The sequence below is a fragment of the Nonomuraea sp. NPDC050202 genome (assembly GCF_040656115.1).
Taxonomy (GTDB): Bacteria; Actinomycetota; Actinomycetes; order Streptosporangiales; family Streptosporangiaceae; genus Nonomuraea.
Genome location: NZ_JBFALF010000004.1, coordinates 280,752 through 306,056, shown reverse-complemented (window position 1 = coordinate 306,056; position 25,305 = coordinate 280,752). Strand labels below are relative to the sequence as shown.

Below are 25,305 nucleotides of genomic sequence, written 5' to 3'. Positions count from 1 at the left end.
GGCGGACTCGCGCCAGCCGATCAGGCGGATTCGCGCTCCCTGAGCCGCTGGCTGACGACCTGGGTCACGCCGTCGCCGCGCATCGACACCCCGTAGAGCGCGTCGGCGATCTCCATCGTGCGCTTGTTGTGGGTGATGACGATGAGCTGTGAGCTCTGTCTCAGCTCCTCGAACAGCATGAGCAGCCGCTGCGTGTTCGTGTCGTCGAGGGCCGCCTCGACCTCGTCCATCACGTAGAACGGCGAAGGTCGCGCCTTGAAGATCGAGATCAGGAACGCCACCGCCGTCAGCGACCGCTCGCCGCCCGACAGCAGCGACAGCCGCTTGACCTTCTTGCCCGGCGGCCTGGCCTCGACCTCGATGCCGGTGGTCAGCATGTCATCGGGGTCGGTCAGCACCAGCCGCCCGTCGCCGCCGGGGAACACCCGGCCGAAGATCTGCTCGAACTCGCGGGCCACGTCCTCGTACGCCGAGGCGAACATCTGCTCCACCCGGTCGTCGACCTCCTTGACCACGGTCATCAGGTCGCGCCTGGTCTTCTTGAGGTCCTCCAGCTGGGAGTTGAGGAAGGAGTGCCGCTCCTCCAGGGCCGCGAACTCCTCCAGCGCGAGCGGGTTGACCTTGCCGAGCTGGTTCATCTGCCGCTCGGCCGCCCTGGCGCGCTTCTCCTGCTCCTCGCGCACGTACGGCACGGGCGGCTCGCCCGGCACCGGCGCCTCGGGGCCGTACTCGGCGATCAGCGCCTCGGCCTCGACCCCGAACTCCTCCAGCGCCCGCTGCTCCATCTGCTCCAGCCGCAGCCGCTGCTCGGTGCGCGCCACCTCGTTGCCGTGCACCCGGTTGACCAGCTTGTCCAGCTCCTGGCCCAGCTCGCGGACGCGCAGGCGGACCTGCTTGAGCTCGGCGTCCACGGCCACCCTGGTCAGATCGGCCTCGTCACGCTCCCTGGAGGCGAGCTGGACGGACGCCGCCAGGGCCTGGAGCACCTGCTTGGCGCCCTTGCTGACGGCCTCGGCCAGCGCCGCCTGGCGCCTGCGCCTGGCACGCTGAGCGGCCGCCTGGGCGCGCTCCTCGCGCTCGCGCCTGGCCGCCCTCAGCAGGCCGTCGGCGCGGCCCTCGATGCCCGTGACGCGCTCCTCGGCGGTGCGCACCTGCAGGCGGGTGTCCATCTCGCGCTGCCTGGCGGTCTCCACGGCGCTCGCCAGGTCGTCGCGCAGGTCGGTGGTGGGCTCAGACTCCAGCTCCTGGGCGTACTCGGCCTCGGCCAGGCGGATCTCCAGCTCCGCCAGCTCCTCCTGGCGCTCCGTTCGGGCCTCCTCCGCCTTGGCCACGCTCCTGGCCAGGCGCTCGGCCTCGTCGCGGGCCGCGTTGGCGGCGGCCTCGATCTGGGCCAGCCGCTTGGCCGCCGCCGCGTTGCGCTGGTCGGCCTCCCGCTGGCGGGCGCGTACCTGGTCCAGCGCGCCCTGGGCGGCGCTCACGCCGGCCTGGGCGGTGGTGACGGCGGTCTGCGCCTCGCCGACGTGGGCCTGAGCGGCCTCCAGGGCCGCCTGCGCGGCCTGCTCCGCCTCGACGGCCTCGTCCAGGGCCGTGGCGCTCGCCTCCGCCCTGGCCTCGGCCTCCTTCAGGTCCCTGACGGCCTCGTCGAGCGCGGCCCGCACCTGGAGGACGGACGTGCCGCCCTCGGCGCCTCCGGCGGCCAGGTGGGCGCTGACGAGGTCGCCCGCCCTGGTGACCGCTCTGAGGTGAGGGTGGCGGTCGGCGATCGCCCGGGCGGCCTCCAGGTCGTCCACGAGCACGACATCGGCCAGCACGTGTTCCAGCGCGGGGAGGAGGTGATCGGGCACCGTCACCAGGTCCGCCACCCACCGGCCGCCGCCTGGAGCCGCCGCACGCGAGCGCCGGGCCCCGCCGGGCGCCTCCTCGCCGTGGCCGAACCCGTTGCCGGCCACCAGGAGCGTCGCCTGGCCCGCCCCTTGCGAGCGCAGCAGCTCCAGTGCCTCGACGGCGGTGTCCAGGGTCTTGACGGCGACGGCCTCGGCGGCGGGGCCCAGGACGGCCGCCACCGCCTGCTCGGCGCCCGGTGTCACCTGCATCGAGGCCGCCAGCGGCCCCAGCACCCCCGCCAGGTCGGCGTCCAGCACCGCCGCGCCGCCGTCGCCCTTGGCCAGGCCCAGCTCCAGGGCGTCACGGCGGGCGGCGAGGGCGGCGACCGCGCGCTGGGCCTCCTGGTCGGCGGCGCGAGCCGTGCTCACGCCGGACTTGGCGGACTGCAGGGCGGCGCGGGGCGCGTCTAGGCCGGACTTGGCCTCCTCGAGGGCGGCGCGCGCCTCGTCGGCCACCGCCCCGGCCTCCTCGACCACGGCCTGCGCGGCGGCCAGCTCCTCGGCCAGCCCCGGATCGACGGCGGGCTCCTCCAGCCGCTGGGCCTCCAGATCCTCCCTGGCCTGCCGCTCACGCTCGCCGGCGTCGGCCACGGCCTGCTGGAGGCGGCCGATCTCCTCCCCGGCGGCGCGGGCGCGGCTGCGTACGGAGTCGACCTGGCCGCGCAGCTTGGCCAGGCCCTCGCGGCGGTCGGCGGCGGCCCTGGCGGCCAGCGCGAGCCGCTGTTCCTCGGCGCTCAGCCCGGCCTCGGCCTCGGCGCGCCGCTGGACGGCGTCCTCCAGCAGCTCCTGGGCCTGTTCCAGCTCGGCCCTGAGGATGAGTTCCCGCTCGCGCACCTCGGCGGCCTCGCGTTCGAGGTCTTCCGGGTCGCGGCCGCGGCGCTCGATGGCGGCGGCGTCGAGGGCGTGGCGGTGGCGCTCGGCGGCGAGCTGCTCCAGGCCGGTGATGCGCTCGCGCAGGGAGGACAGCCTGAAGTAGGTCTCCTGGGCGGCGGCCAGCCGGGGCTGGGCCTCGGCCTCGGCGGCCTCCAGCGCGCTCTCGCGCTGCTGCGCCTGGGCCAGCTCGGTCTCCACCTGCTGCCGCCTGGCCGTGATCGCGGCCTCGTCGGCGGCCTCGCGCTCCAGCGTGGCCCGCAGGATGCACACGTCGTCGGCCAGCAGCCGCAGCCGGGCGTCGCGCAGGTCGGCCTGGATGACGGCGGCCTTGCGGGCGATCTCGGCCTGGCGGCCCAGCGGCTTGAGCTGGCGGCGCAGCTCGGTGGCGAGGTCCTGGACGCGGGTGAGGTTGGCCTGCATCGCGTCGAGCTTGCGCAGCGCCTTCTCCTTGCGCTTGCGGTGCTTGAGCACGCCCGCGGCCTCTTCGATGAAGGCCCGCCGGTCCTCGGGGCCCGCGTGCAGCACGGTGTCGAGCTGGCCCTGCCCGACGATCACGTGCATCTCGCGGCCGATGCCCGAGTCGGACAGCAGCTCCTGGATGTCGAGGAGGCGGCAGGTGTCGCCGTTGATCGCGTACTCGCTCTGCCCCGACCTGAACATCAGCCGGCTGATCGTGACCTCGGTGTAGTCGATCGGCAGCGCGCCGTCGGAGTTGTCGATGGTCAGCGTCACCTCGGCGCGGCCCAGCGGCGGCCGGGAGGAGGTGCCGGCGAAGATGACGTCCTCCATCTTGCCGCCGCGCAGCGACTTGGCGCTGTGCTCGCCCATGACCCAGGCCAGGGCGTCGACGACGTTGGACTTGCCGGACCCGTTGGGGCCGACCACGCAGGTGATGCCGGGCTCGAAGCGGAGGGCGGTGGCCGAGGCGAAGGACTTGAAGCCGCGCAGGGTGAGGGTCTTCAGGTACAAGCGCGACCCCCTTCTCCTGAACGGACCTTGAACAGACCTCGGAAGAGCCTACTGGTCCCAGCTGTCCGGGGTGGGCATCTACAGTCGGGTCCGCGCTCCGCCAGGAGTTTCCCTGCCAGGAGTTTCAGTGCCAGGAGTTTCTGCGCAAATAACAAGGGACGCCTCTTCGAGACGTCCCTGGGTCTTGCGCTCCGATCACTCTCAGGTGAGTGCCGGCTCGCGCTCCTGCACGCGGCTTAGCGCCTCGTCGCGGGTTTGCGCTGCAAGAGCGTCATTCGTGGCCTGAAGTCGGATGAGTTCTGCCTCCAGATCCCGGATACGCTGCTGCAGGCGGCGCATCTCCGAGACCATCCGAGGGTCAGGACCGCCGACGTGGCCGAGTAGAGCCTTCGCCATGGTAAAGGGTCCTCCACGCTGAGTGACCAGACTGGTTCGCGCACTTCTATTCCGCGGGAGGGGTGCGCGTGGTACCTAACAAGAGTCGCACCGGCAGTGTGGGCGGTCAAGTCGAACGAACCGCTGAGCCCTACTGATGGGCACTCCCGACATACAACTATACCCTATTTAGGCGGTTTGACGAAACGGGCTACCTCTCCATGAATCCGCCCAAACTACCTCGGGGTTCGCTCCAGCGTTCCACTACTCCATCCACCCTGCCCGGCGTGTCGCAACCTCTGAGCAGCTCCAGGAGCTTGACGCACGCCTCGCGCGTCCCCTCCGCGACCACCTCGACCCGGCCGTCATCGGTGTTGCGCGCCCAGCCCACCAGGCCGAGCTCCAGCGCGCGCGCCCGGGTCCACCAGCGGAAGCCCACCCCCTGGACCCGTCCGCGGACCCAGGCCGTCAGCCGGACGTCCTCGCTCTGCGACATGCCATCCCCTTCACGCGACCAGTGCCATGGCCGACTCGCGGACCGCCGCCTCGTTGAACGCCCTGACGGCGGCCGTCTCCCTGCCCCGCACCCAGGCCAGGCCCAGGACCGACGGAGGCAGCCCGGTGACCGGCACGAAGCTGAGGTCGGGGCGGGCGAGCTGGAGCGCCGTGGGCGTGCAGAACAGCATGCCGCCCCTGTTGAGCGCCACCTGAGTCAAGCCCTCCTGCGTGGTGGCCACCTTACCGGCCCGGGAAATCGAACGTCCGGAAGGGGTGACGGAGGGCGATATCCGCTCGTGCCACCAGCGCGGCGCCGGCCCGTCGAGACCGATCAGCGGGACGGAGGCCAGCTCCTCCACCCCCAGGCCCGCCCGGCCCGCCAGCGGGTGCCGGACGGAGAGGCCGAGCAGGTGGGAGACGTGGTTCAGCCCTTCACCGGTCGCCAGGTCCGGCTCGTCCACCGGCAGCAGCGTGAACGCGATGTCCACCTGCCCCGCCCGCAGCTTGCTGAAGGGGTCGGAGAGCGGGATCTCCACCAGCTCGACCGCGCACCCGGGATTGCGGCGCTCGAAGGCTCGCACGCTGCCCGTCACGACGTCCGTCGGCGTGGCCAGGAACCCGACCCTGACCACCCCGGTCACCTCGCGCGCCGCCGCCTTGGCCCTGGTCACGGCCTGCGCCATGCCGTCGTAGGCGGGCCGCAGGTCCGCCAGGAAGCGCTCGCCGAGCGGCGTGAGCCGCACGCGCCTGCTCGTCCGGTCGAAGAGCCGGCCGCCGATCCTGGTCTCCAGGGAGCGCATGAGCTGGCTCACCCGGCCGGGCGACAGGTAGAGCCGCTCCGCCGTACGGGCGAAGTGCAGCTCCTCGCTGAGCACGATGAAGCATTCCAGCTCCCTGAACTCCATGGCCCGCCCTCCGGCTCGATCGCTTAACCTGCCTAAACCAAGCCTTCGAGGTTCGTCATTGTTCCCGCCCGCGGCCCGCAAGAGGCTGGGCCGCATGACTGTGACAGATGTTTCCGTACAGGCGCGCTGGCTCGCCGTGACCTCGGTGGCGGTGGGCACGTTCACGGTGGTGACCAGCGAGATGCTGCCGGTGGGCCTGCTCACCTCGATGGCCGCCGACCTGGGCGTCTCGGCGGGCACGGCCGGGTTGACGATGACGGCCCCCGGGCTGGTGGCCGCGGCCGCCGCGCCCGTCCTGGCGATCGCCGCGCGCCGGGCCGACCGGCGGCTCATCCTGCTGGGGCTGATGGCGCTGCTGGCGGTGGCCAACCTGGCGGCAGCGGCGGCGCCCGCCTATCCCGTCATGCTGGCCGCCAGGGTGCTGACCGGGGTGAGCATCGGCGGGTTCTGGGCGTTCGCGGCCGGGATCGGGACGCGGCTGGTGCCGGAACGGTCCGTCGGGCGGGCCACGTCGATCATCCTGGGCGGGGTGTCCGTGGCGTCGGTGCTGGGAGTGCCGGCGGCGACGTTCGTCTCGTCGTTCGCGGGCTGGCGCAGCGCGTTCGCCGCCGCGGGGGTGCTGGCGCTGGCCCTGCTCGCGTTGCTGGCCACGTCGCTGCCCCCGTTGAAGCCGCTGACGGGGCCTGAGCCGCAGCCGGGGTCTGAATCGTCACCCATGCCGGAAAAGCGCTCCTCGTGGCTCTCAGGGCCGCTCAAGCTCGTCCTGGTGCTGACGGCCCTGACCGTCTCCGGCCACTTCGTGGCCTACACCTACGTCCGCCCGTTCCTGGAGGAGGTCGCGCAGGCCGGCCCCGCCCTCGTGAGCACCGCGCTCCTGCTGTACGGCGCCGCGGGCGTGGCGGGGAACTTCGCCGCGGGCGCCCGGGCGGCCAGGAACCCCCGGCTGACCCTGATCACGCTGGTCACGCTCATGGCGGCGGCCATGGCGGCGCTGGTGCTGACCGGCGTGCCCGCACTGGCCGCGCTCGTGGTCTGGGGGCTCGGCTACGGCGGCGTCGGAGTGACCCTGCAACTGTGGATCATGCGCTCGGGCGGCGGCGAGCTGGCCACGGCGCTGTTCGTCGGCGCCTTCAACGTCTCCATCGCGCTCGGCGCGCTCGCCGGCGGGCGGATCGCCGACGGGCTGTCGGTCTCGGCCGTGATGTGGGCCGGAGCCGGGCTCGCCGTGATCAGCGCGGCCCTGGCCGCCGTCGGAGGCGGGACCGGCGCCCGAGGCGGGGTCAGCGCGGCCGGCGCTGGCACCGGGGGCAGGAGTAGGACGAGCGGTTCATGAACGCCTCGCGCCTGATGGCGGTGCCGCAGCGGGAGCAGGGCAGGTCGCGCCGCCCGTACACCTCCAGCGAGCGCTCGAAGTAACCGCTCTCGCCGTTGACGTTGACGTACAGGCTGTCGAACGAGGTGCCGCCCTGTTCCAGCGCGGCCCCCATCACGGTGCGCACGGCCGTCAGCAGCTCGGCCACCTTGGGCCTGGTCAGCGTCTCCGTCGGCCGGGCCCAGTGCAGCCTGGCGATCCACAGGGCCTCGTCGGCGTAGATGTTGCCGACGCCGCTGATCAGCGACTGGTCGAGCAGCGCCCGCTTGACCTCGGTGCGCCTGGCCCTGAGCCTGCGGGTGAACTCGGCCTCGTCGAACGCCGCCTCGAACGGGTCGGGGGCGATGTGCGCGATCGGCTCGGGCACGCCCCCGGCCAGGGGGCTGAGCATCACGTGGCCGAACGTGCGCTGGTCCACGAAACGCAGGTCGGGGCCGCCGTCCGCGAACCGCAGGCGGACCCGCAGGTGCTTCTCCAGCGGCGAGTCCGGCGGCACGACCAGGAGCTGGCCGCTCATCCCCAGGTGGGCCATGAGCGCCTCATCGGGGCCCGACAGCGGCAGCCACAGGTACTTGCCGCGGCGCTGCGCCGACAGCACCGTGCGGCCCTTGAGCCGCGCGGCGAACTCGTCGGCGCCGGGCACGTGCCGCCTGATCGCGCGGGGGTGCAGCACCTCCGCCGAGGCGATCTCGCGCCCGGTCACCCACTGCGCGAGGCCGCGCCTGACGACCTCGACCTCCGGCAGCTCAGGCACTTCCGACCTCTTCCGAACGGGGGTACACGACTGTCACCCTGTGGCCAACGCCCGGCGGCCCCGCGTACCTTCCCGGGGGCTCAGCCCGCGGGCTGGCTCTCACGCTGGTCGCGACGGGCCCTGATGCGGGTCCACGCCGCCTCGGCCGCCTGCTGCTCGGCCTCCTTCTTGCTGCGCCCGGTGCCCGACCCGTACGACTCGCCGCCGACGCGGACCATGGCCGTGAACGACTTGGCGTGGTCGGGGCCGCTCTCCTCGACGTGGTACTCCGGCACCCCGAGCGCCTCGGAGGCGGTCAGTTCCTGCAGCGAGGTCTTCCAGTCGAGCCCGGCGCCGAGCGAGGCCGAGCGGACGATCAGCGGGTCGAACAGCAGGTGCACCACCCGGAACGCCTCGTCGAGGCCCTTGTCGACGTAGATCGCGCCGATCAGCGCCTCGAGGGTGTCGGCCAGGATGGAGGACTTGTCGCGCCCGCCGGTGCCCTCCTCGCCCCTGCCGAGCCGCAGGAACCGGCCCAGCCCCAGGCCCCTGGCCACGTCGGCCAGCGCGCGCATGTTGACCACCGCGGCACGCAGCTTCGCGAGCTGGCCTTCCGGCAGGTCGGGGTGGTTGCGGTAGAGGGTGTCGGTGACTACCAGGCCCAGCACCGAGTCGCCGAGGAACTCCAGGCGCTCGTTGGTGGGCAGGCCGCCGTTCTCGTACGCGTAGGAGCGGTGCGTCAGCGCTCGCTCCAGGATGTCGGGGTCCAGGCCGACCGACAGGACCCGCTCCAGCTCGTCTCTGGCGACCTCGACGGCCACCGGCTTAGGACCTGCGCCCACGTGCTTCCTCCTCGGACATCTTCCATGGCGCGCCGACTGCGGAAGATGCCCGAAAACGTGGTGGGCGTCGGGGTAACGCGTTAGCCCCGGCGTCCACCACGGCCGCGGGCGAACCGCCGCCGCACGCATCTGAGACGTTAACGCCGACCGAGGCACTTTGGCACCCGGTCGGCATCACGTCAACTGCTACAGGATCAGGCGGACGGCTCGATGACCTGACGACGGTTGTAGGTGCCGCAGGTGGGGCACGCGATGTGCGGCTGCTTGGGCGAACGGCACTGCGGGCAGCTCACCAGGGCGACAGCAGTCGTCTTCCACTGGGAGCGACGGGCGCGGGTGTTGCTCCGCGACATCTTTCGCTTCGGGACGGCCACGTCACTTCTCCTGATCGTTATCTTTGTCGGTAATCAGACCTTGCAACGACGCCCAGCGGGCGTCGATCTTCTCGTGCCGGTGATCGTCGCCGGCCTCGGCCAGCTTGATCCCGCACTCCGTGCAGAGCCCCTCGCAATCCTCTCGGCACACGGGGCTCAACGGCAGTGCGAGCACCACCGCGTCGCGGAACGTCGGCTCGAGGTCGAGCAGCTCGCCGTCGAGCAGCGAATCCTCCTCCGAGGCGTCCTCGTCGGAGTAGAAGAACAGCTCCTGCAGGTCGACCTCGATCTCCGAGGAGACCGGGTCGAGACAGCGGGCGCACTCCCCGGCGAGCGGGGCCTGCGCCGTGCCTGAGACGAGCACGCCTTCCATCACTGCTTCGAACCGGAGATCCAGCTCGACTTCGGCGTCCTTGGGGACACCGATCATGTCGACGCCGAGATTCGCCGGTGCCGGGAGGGTCAGGGTCATCTGCCGCATCGTCCCCGGACGCTTACCCAGGTCATGAGTGGAGATCACCCACGGGGAGCGGGGGTCGAGGTGCTGAGTCATCCTGCTCTCGCTAGGCATGGCGAAAACAATCGCCGTCGTACAAGGCCGAAATGAAAGGATAGCAGCTCGCGGTCAGCCCCTGAGCCGCTCGATGAGCAGCTTGTGCACCAGATCGGGCACCAGACCCGAGACGTCCCCACCATACCGGGCGATCTCCTTCACCCGGGAGGAGGACAGGAACGAGTATTCGGGGTTCGTGGGCATGAACAGCGTCTCGACCCCCGACAGGCGGTAGTTGAGCTGCGCCATCTGCAGCTCGTAGTCGAAGTCGCTGACCACCCTGATGCCCTTGACGATGGCGGGGATGTCGTTCTGCCTGCAGAAATCGACCAGGAGGCCGTGGAACTTCTGCACCTTGACGTTCGGAAATTCCTTGGTCACGGTCTGCAGGATCTCGATCCGTTCGTCAACCGTGAACAGGCTGCTCTTCTCGACGTTGATGAGGACTGCCACGGTCACCTCGTCGTACAGCCGTGCGGAACGGCCGATGATGTCGAGGTGGCCATTGGTGATGGGGTCGAACGACCCCGGGCAGACTACGCGGCGCAAGACGCCTCCCAGGTCTACGGGTTCCCGGCGGCGCGACCGTACCAAACGGACGCTTCGCCATAACGACGGACCCTCTCCTCAACGTAGCCTTCCGGCCACATCAAGGACTTTCCCCTGCTTTCCCTCTCGAACGCCACCAAGGCCTCGCCCGCCAGCCAGCCGTTGTCGCGCAGCAGCGCCAGCACCGTCTGGACCTCGTCGTCCGGCACGGCGTAGGGCGGATCGGCGAACACGATCTCGAACGGCGCCTCCGGAGGCTTGCCCAGCAGCCGCTCCACCTTGTCGGCCACCACCTGGGCGCCCTCCAGGCCGAGCGAGGCCACGTTCGCCTTGATCGTGCGGACCGCCTTCGGGTCGGACTCGACCAGCACCGCCTCGGCCGCGCCCCGCGACAGGGCCTCCAGGCCGATCGCGCCCGAGCCGGCGTACAGGTCGAGGACGCGGGCGTCGCGGAGTCCGTACAGTGAATCGAGCGTCAAGAAGATCCCTTCCCTGGCCCTGTCGCTGGTCGGCCTCGTGCCGCGCCCCGGCGGCACGGCCAACCGCCGCCCACCTGCCACGCCTGCGATGATCCGCGTCATGTGACCCATTGTTCCGCATGTTCACGCAGGTCAAGAGTGGACAAGTGTCTGCCTCGAGTGCGCAAGGGTGATTCACATCGGGGGGCCTGGCCCGCAAGATGATGACTGCGGCCTTCAAGGTGACCCACGTGAAGGCCGACCGGCGTGATCGTGAGCCCTTCCGCACGCCGGTTCCCTCGGCACCTGACCCGAGGGTGGGCCCAGCCGGGGACGGCATTCGGGGGGAGGCCGTCCCCGCGGCTGGGTTCTTTTCCAGATCGTGATCTTTCACGGCGCGGCCGACGTGGCCAACCACGCGTACGGCCGGCGATAAACCACCAGCGGCGGTCAGGCCTTCTCCAGGTACTCCGCCCGCTCGTCGGCCAGCAGGCGCTCGATCTCCGCCCGCAGCCCCTCGTGCCGCGTCAGCTCCGGGTCCGAGTCCAGCAGCGTGGCGGCCTCGTCGCGGGCCACGGCGATCACGTCCTCGTCGCGGAGCAGCTGCAGCAGCTTCAGCGACGACCGCTTGCCCGACTGCGCGGCGCCCAGCACGTCGCCCTCCCGCCGCTGCTCCAGGTCCACCCGCGACAGCTCGAAGCCGTCCAGCGTGGCCGCCACCGCGTCCAGGCGGGCGCGGGCGGGGGTGCCCTCGGGGAAGTCGGAGACCAGGAGGCAGAGGCCGGGCAGGCCGCCCCGGCCGACGCGGCCACGGAGCTGGTGGAGCTGGGAGACGCCGAAGCGGTCGGCGTCCATGATGATCATGACGGAGGAGTTGGGCACGTCGACGCCGACCTCGATGACGGTCGTGGCCACCAGGACGTCGAGCTCGCCGCGGGTGAACGCGCGCATGATCGCGTCCTTCTCCTCCGGCGGGAGCTTGCCGTGCAGGGTGCCGACGCGCAGGTCGTGGAAGGGCCCCTGGGTGAGCAGGTCGGCCACGTCCAGGACGGCCAGCGGGGGCCTGCGCTCGTCGTCGGAGGCCGCGCCCGCCAGGTCGCCCTCGTCGCCCTCCAGGTCGCCGATGCGGGGGCACACGATGTACGCCTGCCGGCCCAGCGCCACCTCCTCCCTGACCCGCTGCCAGGTGCGCTCCAGGTAGTGGGGCTTCTCGGCGGCCGGGACGACGTGGGTGGTGATGGGGGCGCGGCCCGACGGGAGCTGGGAGAGCGTGGAGACCTCCAGGTCGCCGAAGACGGTCATGGCGACCGTGCGCGGGATCGGGGTGGCGGTCATGACCAGGACGTGCGGCCGCCCGCCGCCCGCCTTCTCGCGCAGCGCGTCACGCTGCTCCACCCCGAACCGGTGCTGCTCGTCCACCACGACCAGCCCCAGATCGGCGAACTGCACGTGCTCCTGCAGCAGCGCGTGCGTGCCGACGACGATGCCCGCGGTGCCCGAGGCCGCGTCGAGCAGGGCCGAACGGCGGGCGGCGGCGCCCATCGAACCGGTCAGCAGCGTGACCGCCGTGCCGCCGAACATGCCGCCCTGCGCCAGGTCGCCCAGCATGCTCGTGATCGAACGATGGTGCTGCTGGGCCAGCACCTCCGTGGGCGCCAGCAGGGCCGCCTGGCCTCCGGCGTCCACGACCTGGAGCATCGCCCGCAGCGCCACGACCGTCTTGCCCGCGCCGACCTCGCCCTGCAGCAGCCGGTGCATGGGGTGCTCGCGCGCCAGGTCGTCGGCGATCTCCTCGCCGACCTGGGCCTGACCCTCGGTCAGCGAGAACGGCAGCCGCGCGTCGAAGTCGGCCAGCATCCCGTCGGCGCGCCGCGGCCTGGGCTTGGCCGGCCAGGCGGTGGCGGCCTGGCGCCGCTGGAGCAGCACGGCCTGCAGCACGAACGCCTCGTCGAACTTCAGCCTGTTGCGCGCCCGCCCCACCTCCGCGAAGTCCTTCGGCCGGTGGATGGCCACCAGCGCCTCCCCGAGGTCCTGCAGCTTGTGGCGGGCCCGCAGGCTCGCGGGCAGCGGGTCGTCGAGAGGGCCGAGCGTGTCGAGCACCATGCCGATCGCGCGCCTGATCGCCCACGGCGTCAGGTCCTTGCCCGCCGGGTAGATCGGCACCGGGGCCGACGCGAACTCCTCCGCGCTCGCCTCGCTCTCCTCGAACAGCTCGAACTCGGGGTGAGTGAGCTGCCAGCGCGGGTTCGCGCGGGCTCCGAACAGCCCCACCTTGCCGGCGAACATCCCGCGCCGGCCCGGCTTGAGCCGCGACTCGGCCACGTGGGAGCCCTTGCCGAAGAACGACAGGTAGATCTTGCTGCCGTTGCCGTCGACGACCTCGACCTCCAGCCAGGTGCCGCCGCGGTTGCGCATGGGTTTGCGCATGAGCCTGGTCACCTCGCCGACCACGGTGACGTGCTCGTCGACCTCCAGCGCGTCCAGCGAGGTCAGCTCGCCGCGCTCGGCGTAGCGTCGCGGGTAGTGGCGCAGCAGGTCGCCGACCGTCTCCAGGCCGAGCACGCTGTGCAGCAGCTTGGCGGTCTTCGGGTCGAGCGCCTTCGTCAGAGGCTCGTCGAAACGGCTCACGGCATTATGTTCTACCGCCTGGGGCCGACAGGAATCCCCGATGACGCCGCCGGCACCGGTTTCGTGCAGTGGCCGAGGTCACTCCACGCCGATCAGGAGCGGGTAGCCGCCCTGCTCCCCGTCGTAGACCACCAGGTCCACGTCCGGCCGCGTACGCCGCAGGTGCTCCTCCAGCCCGCCCGCCAGCCCCTCCGGCGCCTGCGCGCCCGTGACCAGCGTGACCAGCTCGCCGCCGCCCGCCAGCATCCGGTCCACGACGACGGTGGCCACGCCGTCGACCGAGCCGCCGATCACCGCCACGTCCCCGTCGATCATGCCGAGCACGTCACCCGGCCGGCACACCCCCGCGCTCGTGAACGCCTCCCTGTCCGCCACCGTCACGTGCCCGTACCGGGTGTGCCCCGCCGCGTCGGTCATCGCCACCACGTCGTCGTCGAAGCGGCGCAGCGGGTCGTGCACGGCCAGCGCCGCCAGCCCCTGCACGGTCGCCTTCGTGGGCAGCACGCTGACCGTCACGCCGTCCTCGCGGGCGATCTCCGCCGCCGCGGCGGCGACGGGGCGCACGCCGTCGTCGTTCGGCAGGACGGCGACCTCGCTGCCCGCCTCCCTGATCGCGGCCAGCATCGCGGGAAGCGCCGGCCGGGTGCCGGGCGCGCGCCGCACCACGACCGCGCCGCACTCCTCGAACAGCGCCGCGATCCCGTCGCCCGCCGCCACCGCCACGACGCCACGACCCGCGCTGCCGCGGTGGACGCGCTCGGCCAGGTACGTGATCCGGATCCGGTGCGGCCTGCCCGCACGGATCCCGGCCTCGACGGCGGGCCCCGCCTCAGGCACGTGCACGTGGACGTTCCACAGCCCGTCGCCGCCGACCACGACCAGCGAGTCGCCCATGGTGTCGAGCTCCCCCCGCAGCCGCGCCACCGCCCCGTCGTCGGCCTCCAGCAGGTACATCACCTCGTACCCCACCCCCACCTCCGTCATCGGCGACACCCTTGAGGTGGGCGCGGGCACGTCGTAGTGGCCGGCGGAGGAGCCGCCGATCACCTCGGCGAGGGTCTCCAGCACGATCGCCGCCCCCGCGCCGCCCGCGTCCACGACGCCGCTGCGGGCCAGCACCTCGAGCTGGCCGGGCGTGCGGCGCAACGCCGCCCGCGCCTCCCCCGCCGCCTGCCTGGCCACCTCGTGCAGATCCCCGTCCACGTCCTGTACGGCCCGCGCCGCGGACTCCAGCACGCTCAGCACCGTGCCCTCGACCGGCCTGGCCACGGCCGCCCTGGCGAGCACGGCCGCCCTGAGCAGCCCGGCCCGCAGGTCGGGGCCGTCCTTCAGCACCTCGGCGAGGCCACGCAGGGCCTGGCTGACGATCACCCCCGAGTTGCCGCGCGCCCCCACCAGGGCGCCGTACGAGAGCGTCTGCCACACCACGGCCACGTCCACGTCGTCGGGCAGCGACTCGACGGCCTCGGCGGCGGACAGCATGGTCAGGTGCAGGTTCGTGCCCGTGTCGCCGTCGGCCACGGGGAACACGTTGAGCGCGTCGATCTCCGTCCTGGCCTGGCCGAGCGCGTCGGCGGCCAGGCGGGCCCAGCGCCGCACGGCGGGTGGTTCGAGGATCTTCATACGACCTCCCACCCAGCCAGGATGCGCTACCGTTGTCCGTGGAGAATATCGCCGCTCGGGATCCGGTCCAGATGCTCTGGTTCGCGCCCATCGGCGTGGATCAGATATCCTCGTCTGGCTGGCCGGTTGTCCCGGCATGCCCTCCGCCCGGAAAGCATCAGCGGACAGGGCTACATCGACTGTTTTAAGGAGCGATACCGTGGCTTCCGTCTGCGATGTCTGCCGCAAGGGACCGACCTTCGGCAACAACGTGTCCCACTCGCACCGCCGTACCCCCCGTCGCTGGAACCCCAACATCCAGACGGTCCGCGCGGTCGTCGGCGGCACGCCGAAGAAGCTGAACGTGTGCACGTCGTGCATCAAGGCGGGCAAGGTCACCCGCTAGTTCGCACATCCGCGAAGGCCCGCGTCTCCCGTTGAGGGAGCGGCGGGCCTTTGTCATGCCCTGGGACGCACGAGCCGCCGGCACCGCACCCTGAGAACGGGCCGGACCGCACAGGCAGGCCCGGCGCCGCGCAGGCCAGGACTGGCGCCGCACACGCATGGCCGGCGCCAGTGCGAGGGCGCCGGCCCGCAGGCATGGCCGGCATGGCCGGCGCAGGTGTGAGGGAGGGCGCCGGCACGCAGGCGCCCGACCCTCAGCGCGTGCAGGCGACCCTCCTCAGCGTGTGCAGGCGACCGGTCAGCGCCGTGGGCGGGCCTTCTGCGCAGTGGGCGGGCCTTCTTGGCGCGGCCGGCCCTCTGGTGCGGGACAGGCCCTCTCCGGGCGCGGCCGGCTCAGGTGACGGCGCACTCCCCCGCGACCAGGCCGCAGTTCTGCGCCTCCGAACCCCTGCCCGTGGCCGTGAACGTGACCTCCACCGAGGCCCCGGCCGCGATCGACGCCGTCAGGTCCAGGATCAGCAGGTCGCCGTCCTGAGTCCATTCGGCCCCGTCCACGTCCGTGACCCGGCCGTCCACCGGGACGGAGACGGTGGGGTTCTGGAGCGTCTCGGGAGAGGTGTTCGAGAGCGTCAGGTTCGCCGAGTAGGTGGCGATGCGCTGCTTGATCGTCTGCTTGACGTTGACCGAGCTGCCCGCGCCGCTGCCCGACGAGCTCACCGTGCCCGTGGAGGTGGGCACGGGGGTGCTGCCGCTGGGCGAGCCCTCGCCCGTGTCGGTGTGGGAGTCGTCCAGCGTCGAGACCTCCTCGCTCGGGGTCTCCGACGCGCTCTCCTCGACCGGCGGGTCCTCCGTCTTCTCGTCCGCGGGCTCCGCCGGCTTCTTCGTCCTGCTCTTGCTCGGCGTGGGCGTGGGCGAGGCGGCCGTACGGGGCGGCGTGCGGACGTTGGAGGAGGCGGTCGGCGTCGGCGTCTGCGCGGGCTCGGTCTCCTCGGCGGCCTCCTCCGCGAGCTCGTCCTCGGGCGGCGCCTCGGACTCCTCCTCGGCGGGCCCGGACACCGACGGGCCCGGATTGCTGCTGGTGGCCTGTACGGCCGCGCACGTCGTCCCCTGGCACCCGGCCGGGTCACCCGACGAGCTCATGAACTTGACGCCCGCCACGGTCCCGCCGAGCACGACCGCGACGGCGGCCACGGACAGCAGGGCCACCCGGCCCTTGCCCGCGCCCGAGGGGGCGGCCAGCACGTCGTCCCCGCCACCGCCCCCGCCACCGCCCCCGCCGCGCCCCGACTTGCGGCGGCCTCGGCGGCCACGGGGCTCCTCGTCGGGTGCGTCGGTGTCGTTCGACCAGCCGGAGTCGAGGAAGCCGGTCTCCGCGCTCGCCCAGGCCGGGGCCAGCGCGGCGGTCGGCTCGCCGGCCACCTTGACGTCGCCGGGCTCGGGCGGGGCGCTGTAGACCTGGCTGGGGTCCGACGGCGAGTCGAACCTGGCCGTGCGCTCGGGGTCGTCGAAGGGGTCGCGGCGGTCGGCGTCCCCGTCGAACGCCCCAGGCCCGCCGAACGGCCCCGAATCGGCCCCGGACGGGCCGAACGGACCTGACCCGTCACCGGGCTGGCCGAACGGCCCAGGCCCGTGACCAGGCTGGCCGAACGGCGCAGGCGCGTCACCAGGCTGGCGGAAGGGACCGGGACCCGTCCCGTCACCGGGCCGGCCGAAGGGTCCAGGCCCGTCGCCCGGACCGTCGAACGGCCCGGGATGCCCGGGCGGCCCGTCGGGCGCGCCCATGCGGTCGGCGGGCCCGTTGCGGTCGGCGGGTCCGTCGAAGAACGCCGTGCGCTCAGCCGGTACGTCGAAGAAGCTGGTGCGTTCGGCGGCGGCGTCAAGCGGGCTCGGCCGGTCGAAAGGGCCGGAGCCCTGCGCCCCAGGGCCCTGTGCCCCGGGCATGCCCGGCCCACCGAAGGCGGCCGTCTGCTCGGGGCCGCGGAAGGGGGGCTCGCCCGGCCCGTTGGGAGCCGGGGGGAAGTCGCCGGTCGAGGGGCCGGAGAAGCCGCCGTGGCCGGCGGGCTGGTCCCATTCCGGCGGCCGGGCGAAGGCGCCCGTCGTCTCGAACGGGCCCACCTCGTCCTCCCTCGGCCCTCTGTGCGGCGGGAAGGCACCCGCAGGGTCGTTGGCAGCCGGGAAGCCGCCGGCGAGGTCGTTGGGCAGCGCGAAGGCCCCGGTGGTCTCGAACGGCTCCGGCTGCGGCCCATGCGGCGGCGGCGCGTCGGTGCGCCGCGGCATGGGGGCCCACTGCCCCGTCACCTCCGGTCGGTCCGGCAGCGATGGCCAGCCTGGCGGCTCGGCCTGCTCGTCAGGACCCCAGAAAGCGCTGTCCCCCCGTTCATCCCCGTCGTCGGATCCACCTGTGCCGTGGCGGCCCATGGCTGCCCTTTCTTCCGGTTACAGTGGCCGCCAATCTTCATAACACCTTTGCTACGCCGTTGTCACAGCAATCCCACTAGTCATACCCCAAACACGGAAAATATCACTTAAATCGGGACAGATCATCACCCAAAGTGATCCCATCCGCGATGCCCGATTTCGCGCCCATACACCAGCACGCCCTCCCCTTCGACCACCCGGCCCACCACGTGCCACCCGGCCGGCAGCCGTACCTCCGGAGGGAACACCGCCGCAAGGGCGTGATCCTCGCCACCCGCGAGCACCCACTCCAGCGGATCGGCCCCCAGCTCCTTGGCCGCCGCCGCCACCGGCTCCGCCACGGGGAACGCCTCGGGGTCCAGCTCCACGCGTACGCCGCTGGCCTCGGCGATGTGCCCCAGGTCCTGCAGCAGCCCGTCGCTGACGTCCAGCATCGCGCTCGCCCCCAGCTCTGCCGCCACGGGCCCCATCGCGTACGGCGGGCACGGCGTGCGGTGGCCGGCCACGGCTTCCAGCAGCGCGCCGCTGTCGGCCGGAACGCCCGCCTCCAGCAGTGCCCATCCGGCGGCGGCGTACCCGAGCCGGCCCGCCACCGCCACCACGTGCCCGGGCCGAGCGCCCGAACGCAGCACGGGAGCCCGGCCCCCGAGGTCGCCCAGCGCGGTCACCCCGATGACGACCAGGTCGCACCGGGTCACGTCACCTCCCGCCACGCTGGCCCCGACCGTGGCGCACTCGTCGGCGAACCCGTCGGTCAGCGCGTCCAGCCAGCTCAGCGGCAGGTCGGCGGGCAGGCCGAGCCCGACCACGAGGGAGGTCGGGCCGGCGCCCATGGCGGCGACGTCGGCCAGGTTCTGGGCGGCGGCCTTGCGGCCCACGTCGTAGCCCGTGGACCAGTCGCGGCGGAAGTGCCTGCCTTCGAGCAGCAGGTCGGTCGAGACGACCACGCGCCCGTCGGGGGCGCCGATGATGGCGGCGTCGTCACCCGGGCCGAGCATTACCGCCTCACCTTGGGGCAGACGAGCGGTAATACGATTTACCACACCGAATTCGCCGAGATCTCCGACTGTGATGACGCACCTCCTGACGCACACAGGGTACGGTGGGCGTTCGGCGTGATCCAATCGCCCGGGAGGACGTGATGGTGCAGGCCTACATCCTTATCCAGACCGAGGTCGGCAAGGCCGCCGCCGTGGCCCGCGAGATCTCCGGGATTCCGGGGGTCACCCAAGCGGAGGACGTGACGGGGCCCTACGACGTGATCGTTCGTGCGGAGGCGAGAAACGTCGACGAGCTGGGCAAGCTCGTCGTCGCGCAGATTCAGGCCGTGGCCGGGATCACGCGTACGCTGACGTGCCCGATCGTTCACATCTAGAGGTAGTCGTCGCATGCGTGCCGCCGCCGTCCTGCTCGTTCTCCTGGCACTCGCCGGTTGCGGCGGCACCGTACAGGTCGAGCCACCCGTCCCCGAGGGCGAGGCGGTCGCGGCCTGCGACAAGCTGGCCACCCTGCTGCCACAGACCCTCGACGGCGACGAGCGCGGCACGTCCACGCCCGAGTCGCCGTACGTGGCCGTCTGGGGCTCGGGGGCCGTCGCGCTGCGCTGCGGCGTGCCCCGGCCCGCCAGGATGGCGCCCACCGACACGCTCCAGGAGATCGGCGGCGTGGGCTGGTTCCCCGATCCCGACAAGCCCGCGCTGTTCACGGCCGTGACCGACACCGCCTACGTGGAGGTCACGGTCGGCGGCGAGCACGTGGCCGCCGAGGTGCTGGCCGACCTGTCCAAGCCGATCGCGCAGCTCTCCCCGCAGGCCGGCTGAACGCGAGCAGCCTCACCGCAGGCCGGGTGAGCCACCCCGCAGGCCGGGTGAGCGGCCAGCGGCCTCCCCCGCAGGCTGGTGAGCGCGAACGGTCTCACCGCAGGCCGGGTGAGCGCGACAGGGCGAGCTCGATGAGCCGGTCCACCAGCGCCGGGTAGGACAGGCCGGAGGCCGCCCAGAGCTGCGGCGCCACCGACAGCGACGTGAACCCGGGCATGGTGTTGATCTCGTTGAAGACCAGCTTGCCGTCGGGCGTGTAGAAGAAGTCCACCCGCGCGAGCCCCTCGCACTCGAGCGCCTCGAACGCGCGCACGGCCATCGCCCGCAGTTCCTCGGCCGTCTCCTGCGGGATGTCGGCGGGCACGGTCAGCGACATCTGGTCGGGGTAGTACTTGGCCTCGAAGTCGAAGAACTCCTGCCCGCCCTCGACCCGCACCTCTCCCGGCATCGACGCGGTGGCCGGCTCGTCGCCGAGCGACTGCAGCACCGCGCACTCGATCTCGCGGCCGGCGATCGCCGCCTCGACGAGCACCTTGGGGTCGTGCTGCCGGGCGAACTCCACCGCCGCCTCCAGCTCGGCCCTGTCGGAGGCCTTGGAGATGCCCTGGGACGAGCCCGCCCTGGCCGGCTTGACGAAGACCGGGTAGCCGAGCTCCTCGGCCTCCTTGAGCACCTGCTCGCGGTTGAGCCGCCAGTCGCGGTCGCGGATGACGGTGTAGGGGCCGGTCGGCAGCCCGGCGGCGGCGATCACGGTCTTCATGTACGCCTTGTCCATGCCGACGGCGCTGGCCAGCACGCCGGAGCCGACGTACCGCACCCCCGCCATCTCCAGCAGCCCCTGGATCGTGCCGTCCTCGGCGAACGGCCCGTGCATGACGGGGAACACCACGTCCACCGAGCCCAGCTCGACGGGGATGCTGCCGGGGTCGTAGGCGACCAGCGAGCCGGAGCCCGACGGCAGCGCCAGCGCCGCGCCGGTGGTGTCGACGACCGGCAGCTCTCCGGCCTCGATGGCGAACCGCTGGTCGGAAGCGGCCAGCACCCACCTGCCGTCCTGGGCGATCCCGATCGGGACCACTTCGTACTTGCTCCTGTCGATCGCATCCAGCACGCTGCCCGCGCCCATCAGGGACACGGCGTGCTCGGAATTGCGGCCTCCGAAAACGACGGCGACGCGTGGCTTGCTCATGGTGTCCGAATCTACCGGGGTGTCCCTGTCACAGCGAGCCAAGCACGCCGTATTCAGGTCATTCTCACACTCCGTAACGCTCCGGCTTGGGCGAGCGGGACATGAGCAGCATGCCCGCCTCCGACGGCGACATGCCGTCGTGCACGACGCCCACGACCACCTCGGTGATCGGCATCTCGACGTCGTGCTTCCTGGCCAGCTCCAGCACGGACTCGCAGGACTTCACGCCCTCCGCGGTCTGCTTGGTGACCGCGACGACCTCCGCCAGCGTCATGCCGCGGCCCAGGTTCTCCCCGAACGTACGGTTGCGCGACAGCGGGGACGTGCACGTCGCCACCAGGTCGCCCATGCCGGCCAGGCCCGCGAACGTGTGCGCGTCGGCCCCGAGCGCCGCCCCCAGGCGGGAGATCTCGGCCAGGCCCCTGGTGATGAGCATGGCGCTGACGTTGTCGCCCATGCCCATGCCCGCGGAGACGCCGACCGCCAGGGCGATCACGTTCTTCACCGCGCCGCCCAGCTCGACCCCGACCACGTCGGGGTTGGTGTACGGGCGGAACCACGGCGGCAGGTGGCAGATCGCCTGCAGCCGCTCGGCCACCGACAGGTCGGCGCAGGCCACGACGGTGGCGGCGGGCTGGCGCGCGGCGATCTCGGGCACCAGGTTCGGCCCGGAGACGACCGCGACCCGCTCCTCCGGCACTTCCGCCACCTCGCGGATGACCTCGCTCATCCGCTTGGTGGTGCCGACCTCGATGCCCTTCATCAGGCTGACGAGCACCGCGCCGTCCGGGATCAGCCCGCGCCAGCCCGTCAGGTTGGCGCGCAGCGTCTGCGACGGCACGGCGAGCACGACGAACTCGGCCCCGTCGAGGGCCTCGGCTGGGTCGGTCGTCGCCCGCAGGGCGGCCGGCAGCGTCACGCCGGGCAGGTAGTCGGCGTTGACGTGGTCGCGGTTGATCGCGTCGACCACCTCCTGCCTGCGGCCCCACAGCGTGGTGCGGCTGCCGGCCTCCGCCAGGATCATCGCGAACGTGGTGCCCCACGAGCCTGCGCCGAAAACGGCCACCTTCGTCATTCCATCACCGTCCGGCCGGATCGTAGGGAGTCGCCGGGGCCTTCTCGCCGCGCAGCTCGGCGAGCTGCGCGGTGATCGCGGCCATGATGTCGGCCGTGGCGTCGCGCAGCACGTCGGCGTGCGTCGGCTTGCCCGCGTACTTGGACAGGTCCACCGGCGGCCCCACGCTCACGCGGAACGTTTTGCGCGGGAACAGCCTGGGCCTCTTCTCACCGTACGGCAGCAGCTCCTGCGCCCCCCAGTGGGCCACCGGGATGACCGGCGCGCCGCTCTCCAGCGCCAGCCGGGCCGCGCCCGTCTTGCCCACCATGGGCCACAGGTCGGGATCGCGGGTGCAGGTGCCCTCCGGGTAGAACAGGATCGCGCACCCGTCGCTGAGCCGCTGCGCGGAGATGCGCAGCGACCTGGCCGCCTCGCTGCTGCCCCGCTCGACCGGGATCGCCAGCAGCGAGCGGACGGCCCAGCCCAGGAACGGCACCCTGAACAGCCCCGACTTCGCGAGAATCACCGGCCAGCGTCCGTTGTTGTACAGGAAGTGCGAGAGCAGGACGGGGTCGGTCCACGACAGGTGGTTGGCGGCGATGATCACGCCGCCGGTCCTCGGGATGCGGTCGCCCTCGCGCCAGTCGCGTTTCACCAGGAGCCGCGACAGTGGCTTGACCACGACGACGGCGAAGGTCTCCCAAAAACGCGACGGTCGCGTGGGGCGGCTCATGGTCTCCTCCAACCCGTACGGGATGCGCCCAAGTCTCCCGGTTGGCCGCTCGGGATGTCGAGGCGCGATGCTAGGCCTTTGGCTGCTCCCCGCCCGGAGGACGGGGATTCCTGCTTCACCGCCGACCGCCCGCCGAGGACTCCTCTTGAGGTCTTACATCAGCTCTGCAAGCGTTTCGCCTCTCCACCAGCCCGGCGGCGAGGGTGTTGCGGGCTGCGTTGGCATCCCGGTCGTGCACCGTACCGCAGGCGCGGGCCCACTTCGGCCCGCGCCGGGCGCGCTCGCAGGCCGGCGTGCGCGCCTGGTGCCCGGCGGTCGGGTAGAAGCGGTACTTGTACCTCCGCCTACCTCCGCCGCACGAGCGACGCCACAACGACATTCTCGTACCGATCCCTCACCCGTCGTGCACACGTTCGATCCTGCCGCCCTTCCACAGCTTCCCCCGCCCTGGGCCTGCGAGGACGGGTTCCACGCTCAAGGAGACTTGATGAGCATCCGCTGGTCCCTGGTCATTCCGGTGAAGACGCTGGTCGCGGCGAAGACCCGGCTGGCCGCCGCGACGGGCCCGCACCGCACCCGCCTGGCCGTGGCCGTCGCCGCCGACACCGTGGCGGCGGCGCTCTCCTGCCCGCCGGTCGCGCGGGTGATCGTCGTGACGGCCGACCCCGCCGCCGCGGGGCCGCTCGCCGCGCTCGGCGCCGACGTGGTGCCCGACCCCGACCGCGGGCTGAACACGGCGTTGCGTACGGGGGCGGCGCATGCCGTACGCGTGGCGCCGGGCGACGCGGTGGGCGCGCTCCAGGCCGACCTGCCCGCCCTGCGGCCGGCCGAGCTGGCGGTGGCGCTGGAGGCGGCGGCCGAGTTCGACCAGGCGTTCGTGCCCGACGCGCTGGACGTCGGGACGACGTTCTACGGGGTACGGCCCGGCAGTCCGTTCGCGCCCCGCTTCGGCGGGGAGTCGCGGGCCAAGCACCTGGCCGGCGGGGCCAAGGAGCTGTGCGTGCCCGGGATCGACTCGGTCAGGCGCGACGTGGACACGCCCGACGACCTGCGCGCGGCCATCGCGCTGGGGCTGGGCCGGCACACGGCCGCGGTGGTGGCGGACCTGTGGCCGGACGCCGCCGTCACCGCGCCTCCCCGCGCATCCGCCTGATCGCGGTGGCGGGCGTCACCGTGCCTCCCCACGCATCCGCCTGATCGCGGTGGCGGGCGTCAGCGTGCCTCCGCGCCCGCCCGCCTGATCGCGGGGGCGGTGACGATCGCGAGGTACGACAGCCCGAGCAGGGCCACGCCGGCCACGAACACCCCGTGACCGCCCAGCCACTCCCCCAGCACCCCGCCCGCCAGGCCGCCCAGCGGGGTCGTGCCCCACATCAGGAAGCGCATGCTGGCGTTCACGCGGCCCAGCAGCGGCTCAGGGGTGATGCGCTGGCGGTAGCTGAGCTGGGCCACGTTGAAGACCACCGCGGCGGCGGCCGCCAGGGCCGAGGCGACGGGGAAGAACAGCAGCCGCCATCCGGGGCCGGTGGCCACGGCGGGGAGCTGGAGCGCGATGACGAGCACCGCGGAGCCGTACAGAGTGGGGCCGACGCCGTGGCGGCGCGTCATCCGGGCCACCAGCGGCGCGCCCACCAGGGCGCCGACGGCCGGCGCCGACAGCAGCAGGCCGTAGGTGGTGGCGTCCACGCCCAGGTCGACGACGAGGTAGAGCGGGTAGCCGACCGCGCAGACGCCGAGGGCGATCCGGGTGAGCGCCCCGCCGAGCGCCACCCGGTTCAGCACCGGCTCCCTGATCACGAACGTGATGCCCTCGCGTACGTCCGCCCGTAATGGCCGTCTCTGCGGGGGGCGGGGCCGCTCCTCCACCCGCACCCTCGACAGCAGCAGCCCCGAGGCGAGGTAGGCGACGGCGTCGGCCAGCAGCGCGAACGGCGCCGTCAGCGCGCTCACCAGCCATCCGCCCGCCCCGGGCCCCGCCAGCACGGACACCTGCCGGGTGACCTCCAGGCGCCCGTTGGCCTGCTCCAGCCGCGCCTTGGGCACGACCGCGGGCAGGAAGCTCATGTGGGCCACGTCGAAGAACACGGCCCCCACGCCGAGCACGAGCGCGACCGCGTACAGGTGCGGCAGCGTGAGCACGCCCATCCAGGCGGCTGCAGGCACGGTGAGCAGCAGCACGCCCCTGACCAGGTCGGCCCGGACGAGGATGGGACGGCGGCGCAGCCGGTCCACCCAGACCCCCGCGGGCAGGCCGATCAGCAGGAACGCGGCCGTCTGCACGGCCGACAGCAGGCCGAGCTGGAAGGCACTGGCCTGCAGGGTGAGCACGGCGGTCAGCGGGAGGGCGACGATCGTGACCTGGGTGCCGAAACCGGAGATCCCGTTGGACCACACCATGCGCCCGAAGTTCCCCCGAGGCCCCATGCCGCGATCGTGCGTGCTCGTCCGCCCGGGGGCAACCGATTACGCTGGACGCGTGCAGGCGACCGTACGGAGTTTCGACGAGACCACGCGCTCGGGCACGGTGTTCCTCGACGACGGGACCGTGCTGGAGTTCGCCACCTCCGCCTTCGACGCGGGGCCGCTGCGGCTGCTGCGCTCCGGTCAGCGGGTCAACCTCGGGATGTCGGGCGGGCAGATCGCCTACGTCACGCTGTCCACATTTCCGGTTCCGGAGGATTTCCAGCGCGCGTGACAAACGTCACGCCCGGGCCGTGGGCCCGGGCGTGCTGGTCAAGCTTCGCGGAGTTACTTCCGCTTGCCGATTTTCTTGCCGCCCTCGTTCACGAGATCTTTGAAATCCGATCCGGGACGGAACTTCGGCGCCCAGCTCTCCGCGACGTTGATTTCCGCGCCGGTCGACGGGTTGCGCGCCGTGCGAGCGGGCTTGTTCACCATCTCGAACGCGCCGAAGCCCGTGATCGAGACCTTGTCGCCGCCGGCCACGGCCTTCTGGATGGCGTCGATGACCGCGTTGACGGCCTCCGTGGCCGTCTTCCTGTCGCCCACCCGATCCGCGATGGCCTCGACGAGTTCACGCTTGTTCATGAAAGTCCTGCTCCCCCAGTT

General features: G+C 72.4%; 25 protein-coding genes and 1 pseudogene. 6 read left to right on the top strand and 20 right to left on the bottom strand.

The window, feature by feature from the left end:
- Window positions 1-20: 20 nt before the first annotated feature.
- The 4 genes from smc to AB0I79_RS15170 all read right to left on the bottom strand — a co-directional run bounded on the left by smc (window position 21) and on the right by AB0I79_RS15170 (window position 5,503).
- Window positions 21-3,725 (bottom strand): chromosome segregation protein SMC, encoded by a 3,705-nt coding sequence (gene smc / locus AB0I79_RS15185; protein ID WP_357872374.1) that lies wholly within the window; start codon window positions 3,723-3,725, stop codon window positions 21-23.
- 201 nt (window positions 3,726-3,926) lie between these two features.
- The gene (locus tag AB0I79_RS15180; protein ID WP_043618321.1) at window positions 3,927-4,121 is read right to left on the bottom strand and encodes a hypothetical protein; all 195 of its coding nucleotides are present in this window, start codon (window positions 4,119-4,121) and stop codon (window positions 3,927-3,929) included.
- Between the two features lie 190 nt (window positions 4,122-4,311).
- The gene (locus AB0I79_RS15175) at window positions 4,312-4,596 is read right to left on the bottom strand and encodes an acylphosphatase (RefSeq protein WP_357872371.1); all 285 of its coding nucleotides are present in this window, start codon (window positions 4,594-4,596) and stop codon (window positions 4,312-4,314) included.
- A gap of 10 nt (window positions 4,597-4,606) precedes the next feature.
- A complete protein-coding gene (locus tag AB0I79_RS15170; protein WP_357872369.1) occupies window positions 4,607-5,503 on the bottom strand; it encodes a LysR family transcriptional regulator in 897 nt (298 codons plus the stop codon).
- A gap of 94 nt (window positions 5,504-5,597) precedes the next feature.
- On the opposite strand from AB0I79_RS15170, the gene AB0I79_RS15165 reads away from it, so the two are divergent.
- Window positions 5,598-6,836, top strand: a complete 1,239-nt coding sequence (locus AB0I79_RS15165) for an MFS transporter (protein WP_357872366.1) — start codon at window positions 5,598-5,600, stop codon at window positions 6,834-6,836.
- Here AB0I79_RS15165 and mutM read toward each other — a convergent pair.
- The 8 genes from mutM to AB0I79_RS15125 all read right to left on the bottom strand — a co-directional run bounded on the left by mutM (window position 6,784) and on the right by AB0I79_RS15125 (window position 14,635).
- Window positions 6,784-7,629 (bottom strand): bifunctional DNA-formamidopyrimidine glycosylase/DNA-(apurinic or apyrimidinic site) lyase, encoded by an 846-nt coding sequence (gene mutM / locus AB0I79_RS15160; RefSeq protein WP_357872364.1) that lies wholly within the window; start codon window positions 7,627-7,629, stop codon window positions 6,784-6,786. The two genes, AB0I79_RS15165 and mutM, sit on opposite strands and share 53 nt — an antisense overlap.
- An 80-nt stretch (window positions 7,630-7,709) precedes the next feature.
- On the bottom strand, window positions 7,710-8,429 hold the full coding sequence (gene rnc, locus AB0I79_RS15155) for a ribonuclease III (RefSeq protein ID WP_185111701.1): 720 nt from the start codon (window positions 8,427-8,429) through the stop codon (window positions 7,710-7,712).
- Window positions 8,430-8,644: 215 nt separating this feature from the next.
- The gene (gene rpmF, locus AB0I79_RS15150) at window positions 8,645-8,824 is read right to left on the bottom strand and encodes a 50S ribosomal protein L32 (RefSeq protein WP_033409409.1); all 180 of its coding nucleotides are present in this window, start codon (window positions 8,822-8,824) and stop codon (window positions 8,645-8,647) included.
- A 1-nt stretch (window position 8,825) separates the two neighbouring features.
- On the bottom strand, window positions 8,826-9,377 hold the full coding sequence (locus AB0I79_RS15145) for a YceD family protein (protein ID WP_357872361.1): 552 nt from the start codon (window positions 9,375-9,377) through the stop codon (window positions 8,826-8,828).
- Window positions 9,378-9,449: 72 nt separating this feature from the next.
- Window positions 9,450-9,926 carry a pantetheine-phosphate adenylyltransferase gene (coaD, locus tag AB0I79_RS15140; protein WP_225268989.1) on the bottom strand — a complete coding sequence of 159 codons (477 nt, stop codon included), beginning with the start codon at window positions 9,924-9,926 and terminating at the stop codon, window positions 9,450-9,452.
- Window positions 9,927-9,940: 14 nt separating this feature from the next.
- Window positions 9,941-10,507, bottom strand: coding sequence for a 16S rRNA (guanine(966)-N(2))-methyltransferase RsmD (rsmD, locus tag AB0I79_RS15135; protein ID WP_357872358.1), 567 nt, complete (start codon window positions 10,505-10,507; stop codon window positions 9,941-9,943).
- 327 nt (window positions 10,508-10,834) lie between these two features.
- Window positions 10,835-13,012: an ATP-dependent DNA helicase RecG gene (gene recG / locus AB0I79_RS15130; protein WP_357872355.1), complete on the bottom strand. Its 2,178-nt coding sequence runs from the start codon at window positions 13,010-13,012 to the stop codon at window positions 10,835-10,837.
- A gap of 78 nt (window positions 13,013-13,090) precedes the next feature.
- Window positions 13,091-14,635 (bottom strand): DAK2 domain-containing protein, encoded by a 1,545-nt coding sequence (locus AB0I79_RS15125; RefSeq protein WP_357872354.1) that lies wholly within the window; start codon window positions 14,633-14,635, stop codon window positions 13,091-13,093.
- 199 nt (window positions 14,636-14,834) lie between these two features.
- Here AB0I79_RS15125 and rpmB point away from each other — a divergent pair, with 199 nt between their 5' ends.
- Entirely contained in the window at window positions 14,835-15,020 is a 186-nt protein-coding gene (rpmB, locus tag AB0I79_RS15120) for a 50S ribosomal protein L28 (RefSeq protein WP_357872351.1), read from the top strand.
- A gap of 392 nt (window positions 15,021-15,412) precedes the next feature.
- Here rpmB and AB0I79_RS15115 read toward each other — a convergent pair whose 3' ends face one another.
- Both AB0I79_RS15115 and AB0I79_RS15110 read right to left on the bottom strand, forming a co-directional pair.
- Window positions 15,413-17,296 (bottom strand): hypothetical protein, encoded by a 1,884-nt coding sequence (locus tag AB0I79_RS15115; protein WP_357872348.1) that lies wholly within the window; start codon window positions 17,294-17,296, stop codon window positions 15,413-15,415.
- A gap of 266 nt (window positions 17,297-17,562) precedes the next feature.
- On the bottom strand, window positions 17,563-18,531 hold the full coding sequence (locus AB0I79_RS15110; protein WP_357872345.1) for a thiamine-phosphate kinase: 969 nt from the start codon (window positions 18,529-18,531) through the stop codon (window positions 17,563-17,565).
- A gap of 47 nt (window positions 18,532-18,578) precedes the next feature.
- Between AB0I79_RS15110 and AB0I79_RS15105 the strand changes: the two genes are divergently transcribed.
- On the top strand, window positions 18,579-18,812 hold the full coding sequence (locus AB0I79_RS15105; protein WP_225268994.1) for an Lrp/AsnC ligand binding domain-containing protein: 234 nt from the start codon (window positions 18,579-18,581) through the stop codon (window positions 18,810-18,812).
- Window positions 18,813-18,825: 13 nt separating this feature from the next.
- Entirely contained in the window at window positions 18,826-19,257 is a 432-nt protein-coding gene (locus tag AB0I79_RS15100) for a DUF3515 family protein (RefSeq protein ID WP_357872342.1), read from the top strand.
- 94 nt (window positions 19,258-19,351) lie between these two features.
- Here AB0I79_RS15100 and AB0I79_RS15095 read toward each other — a convergent pair whose 3' ends face one another.
- The 4 genes and pseudogenes from AB0I79_RS15095 to AB0I79_RS15080 all read right to left on the bottom strand — a co-directional run.
- The gene (locus tag AB0I79_RS15095) at window positions 19,352-20,446 is read right to left on the bottom strand and encodes a D-alanine--D-alanine ligase family protein (RefSeq protein ID WP_357872340.1); all 1,095 of its coding nucleotides are present in this window, start codon (window positions 20,444-20,446) and stop codon (window positions 19,352-19,354) included.
- 64 nt (window positions 20,447-20,510) lie between these two features.
- Window positions 20,511-21,521, bottom strand: coding sequence for an NAD(P)H-dependent glycerol-3-phosphate dehydrogenase (locus tag AB0I79_RS15090; RefSeq protein WP_357872337.1), 1,011 nt, complete (start codon window positions 21,519-21,521; stop codon window positions 20,511-20,513).
- A 4-nt stretch (window positions 21,522-21,525) separates the two neighbouring features.
- Window positions 21,526-22,236 (bottom strand): lysophospholipid acyltransferase family protein, encoded by a 711-nt coding sequence (locus AB0I79_RS15085; RefSeq protein ID WP_357872334.1) that lies wholly within the window; start codon window positions 22,234-22,236, stop codon window positions 21,526-21,528.
- A 115-nt stretch (window positions 22,237-22,351) separates the two neighbouring features.
- Window positions 22,352-22,483: pseudogene (locus tag AB0I79_RS15080) on the bottom strand (RNA-guided endonuclease TnpB family protein); the annotation flags it as partial.
- Between the two features lie 240 nt (window positions 22,484-22,723).
- Here AB0I79_RS15080 and cofC point away from each other — a divergent pair.
- Window positions 22,724-23,389: a 2-phospho-L-lactate guanylyltransferase gene (gene cofC, locus AB0I79_RS15075; RefSeq protein WP_357872331.1), complete on the top strand. Its 666-nt coding sequence runs from the start codon at window positions 22,724-22,726 to the stop codon at window positions 23,387-23,389.
- 59 nt (window positions 23,390-23,448) lie between these two features.
- Here the strand turns inward: cofC and AB0I79_RS15070 are convergent, their stop codons facing one another.
- Window positions 23,449-24,660 (bottom strand): MFS transporter, encoded by a 1,212-nt coding sequence (locus AB0I79_RS15070; RefSeq protein ID WP_357872328.1) that lies wholly within the window; start codon window positions 24,658-24,660, stop codon window positions 23,449-23,451.
- Between the two features lie 52 nt (window positions 24,661-24,712).
- Between AB0I79_RS15070 and AB0I79_RS15065 the strand changes: the two genes are divergently transcribed.
- Window positions 24,713-24,931 (top strand): hypothetical protein, encoded by a 219-nt coding sequence (locus AB0I79_RS15065; protein ID WP_357872326.1) that lies wholly within the window; start codon window positions 24,713-24,715, stop codon window positions 24,929-24,931.
- Between the two features lie 53 nt (window positions 24,932-24,984).
- Here the strand turns inward: AB0I79_RS15065 and AB0I79_RS15060 are convergent, their stop codons facing one another.
- Window positions 24,985-25,284 (bottom strand): HU family DNA-binding protein, encoded by a 300-nt coding sequence (locus tag AB0I79_RS15060; RefSeq protein WP_185101339.1) that lies wholly within the window; start codon window positions 25,282-25,284, stop codon window positions 24,985-24,987.
- Window positions 25,285-25,305 lie beyond the last annotated feature (21 nt).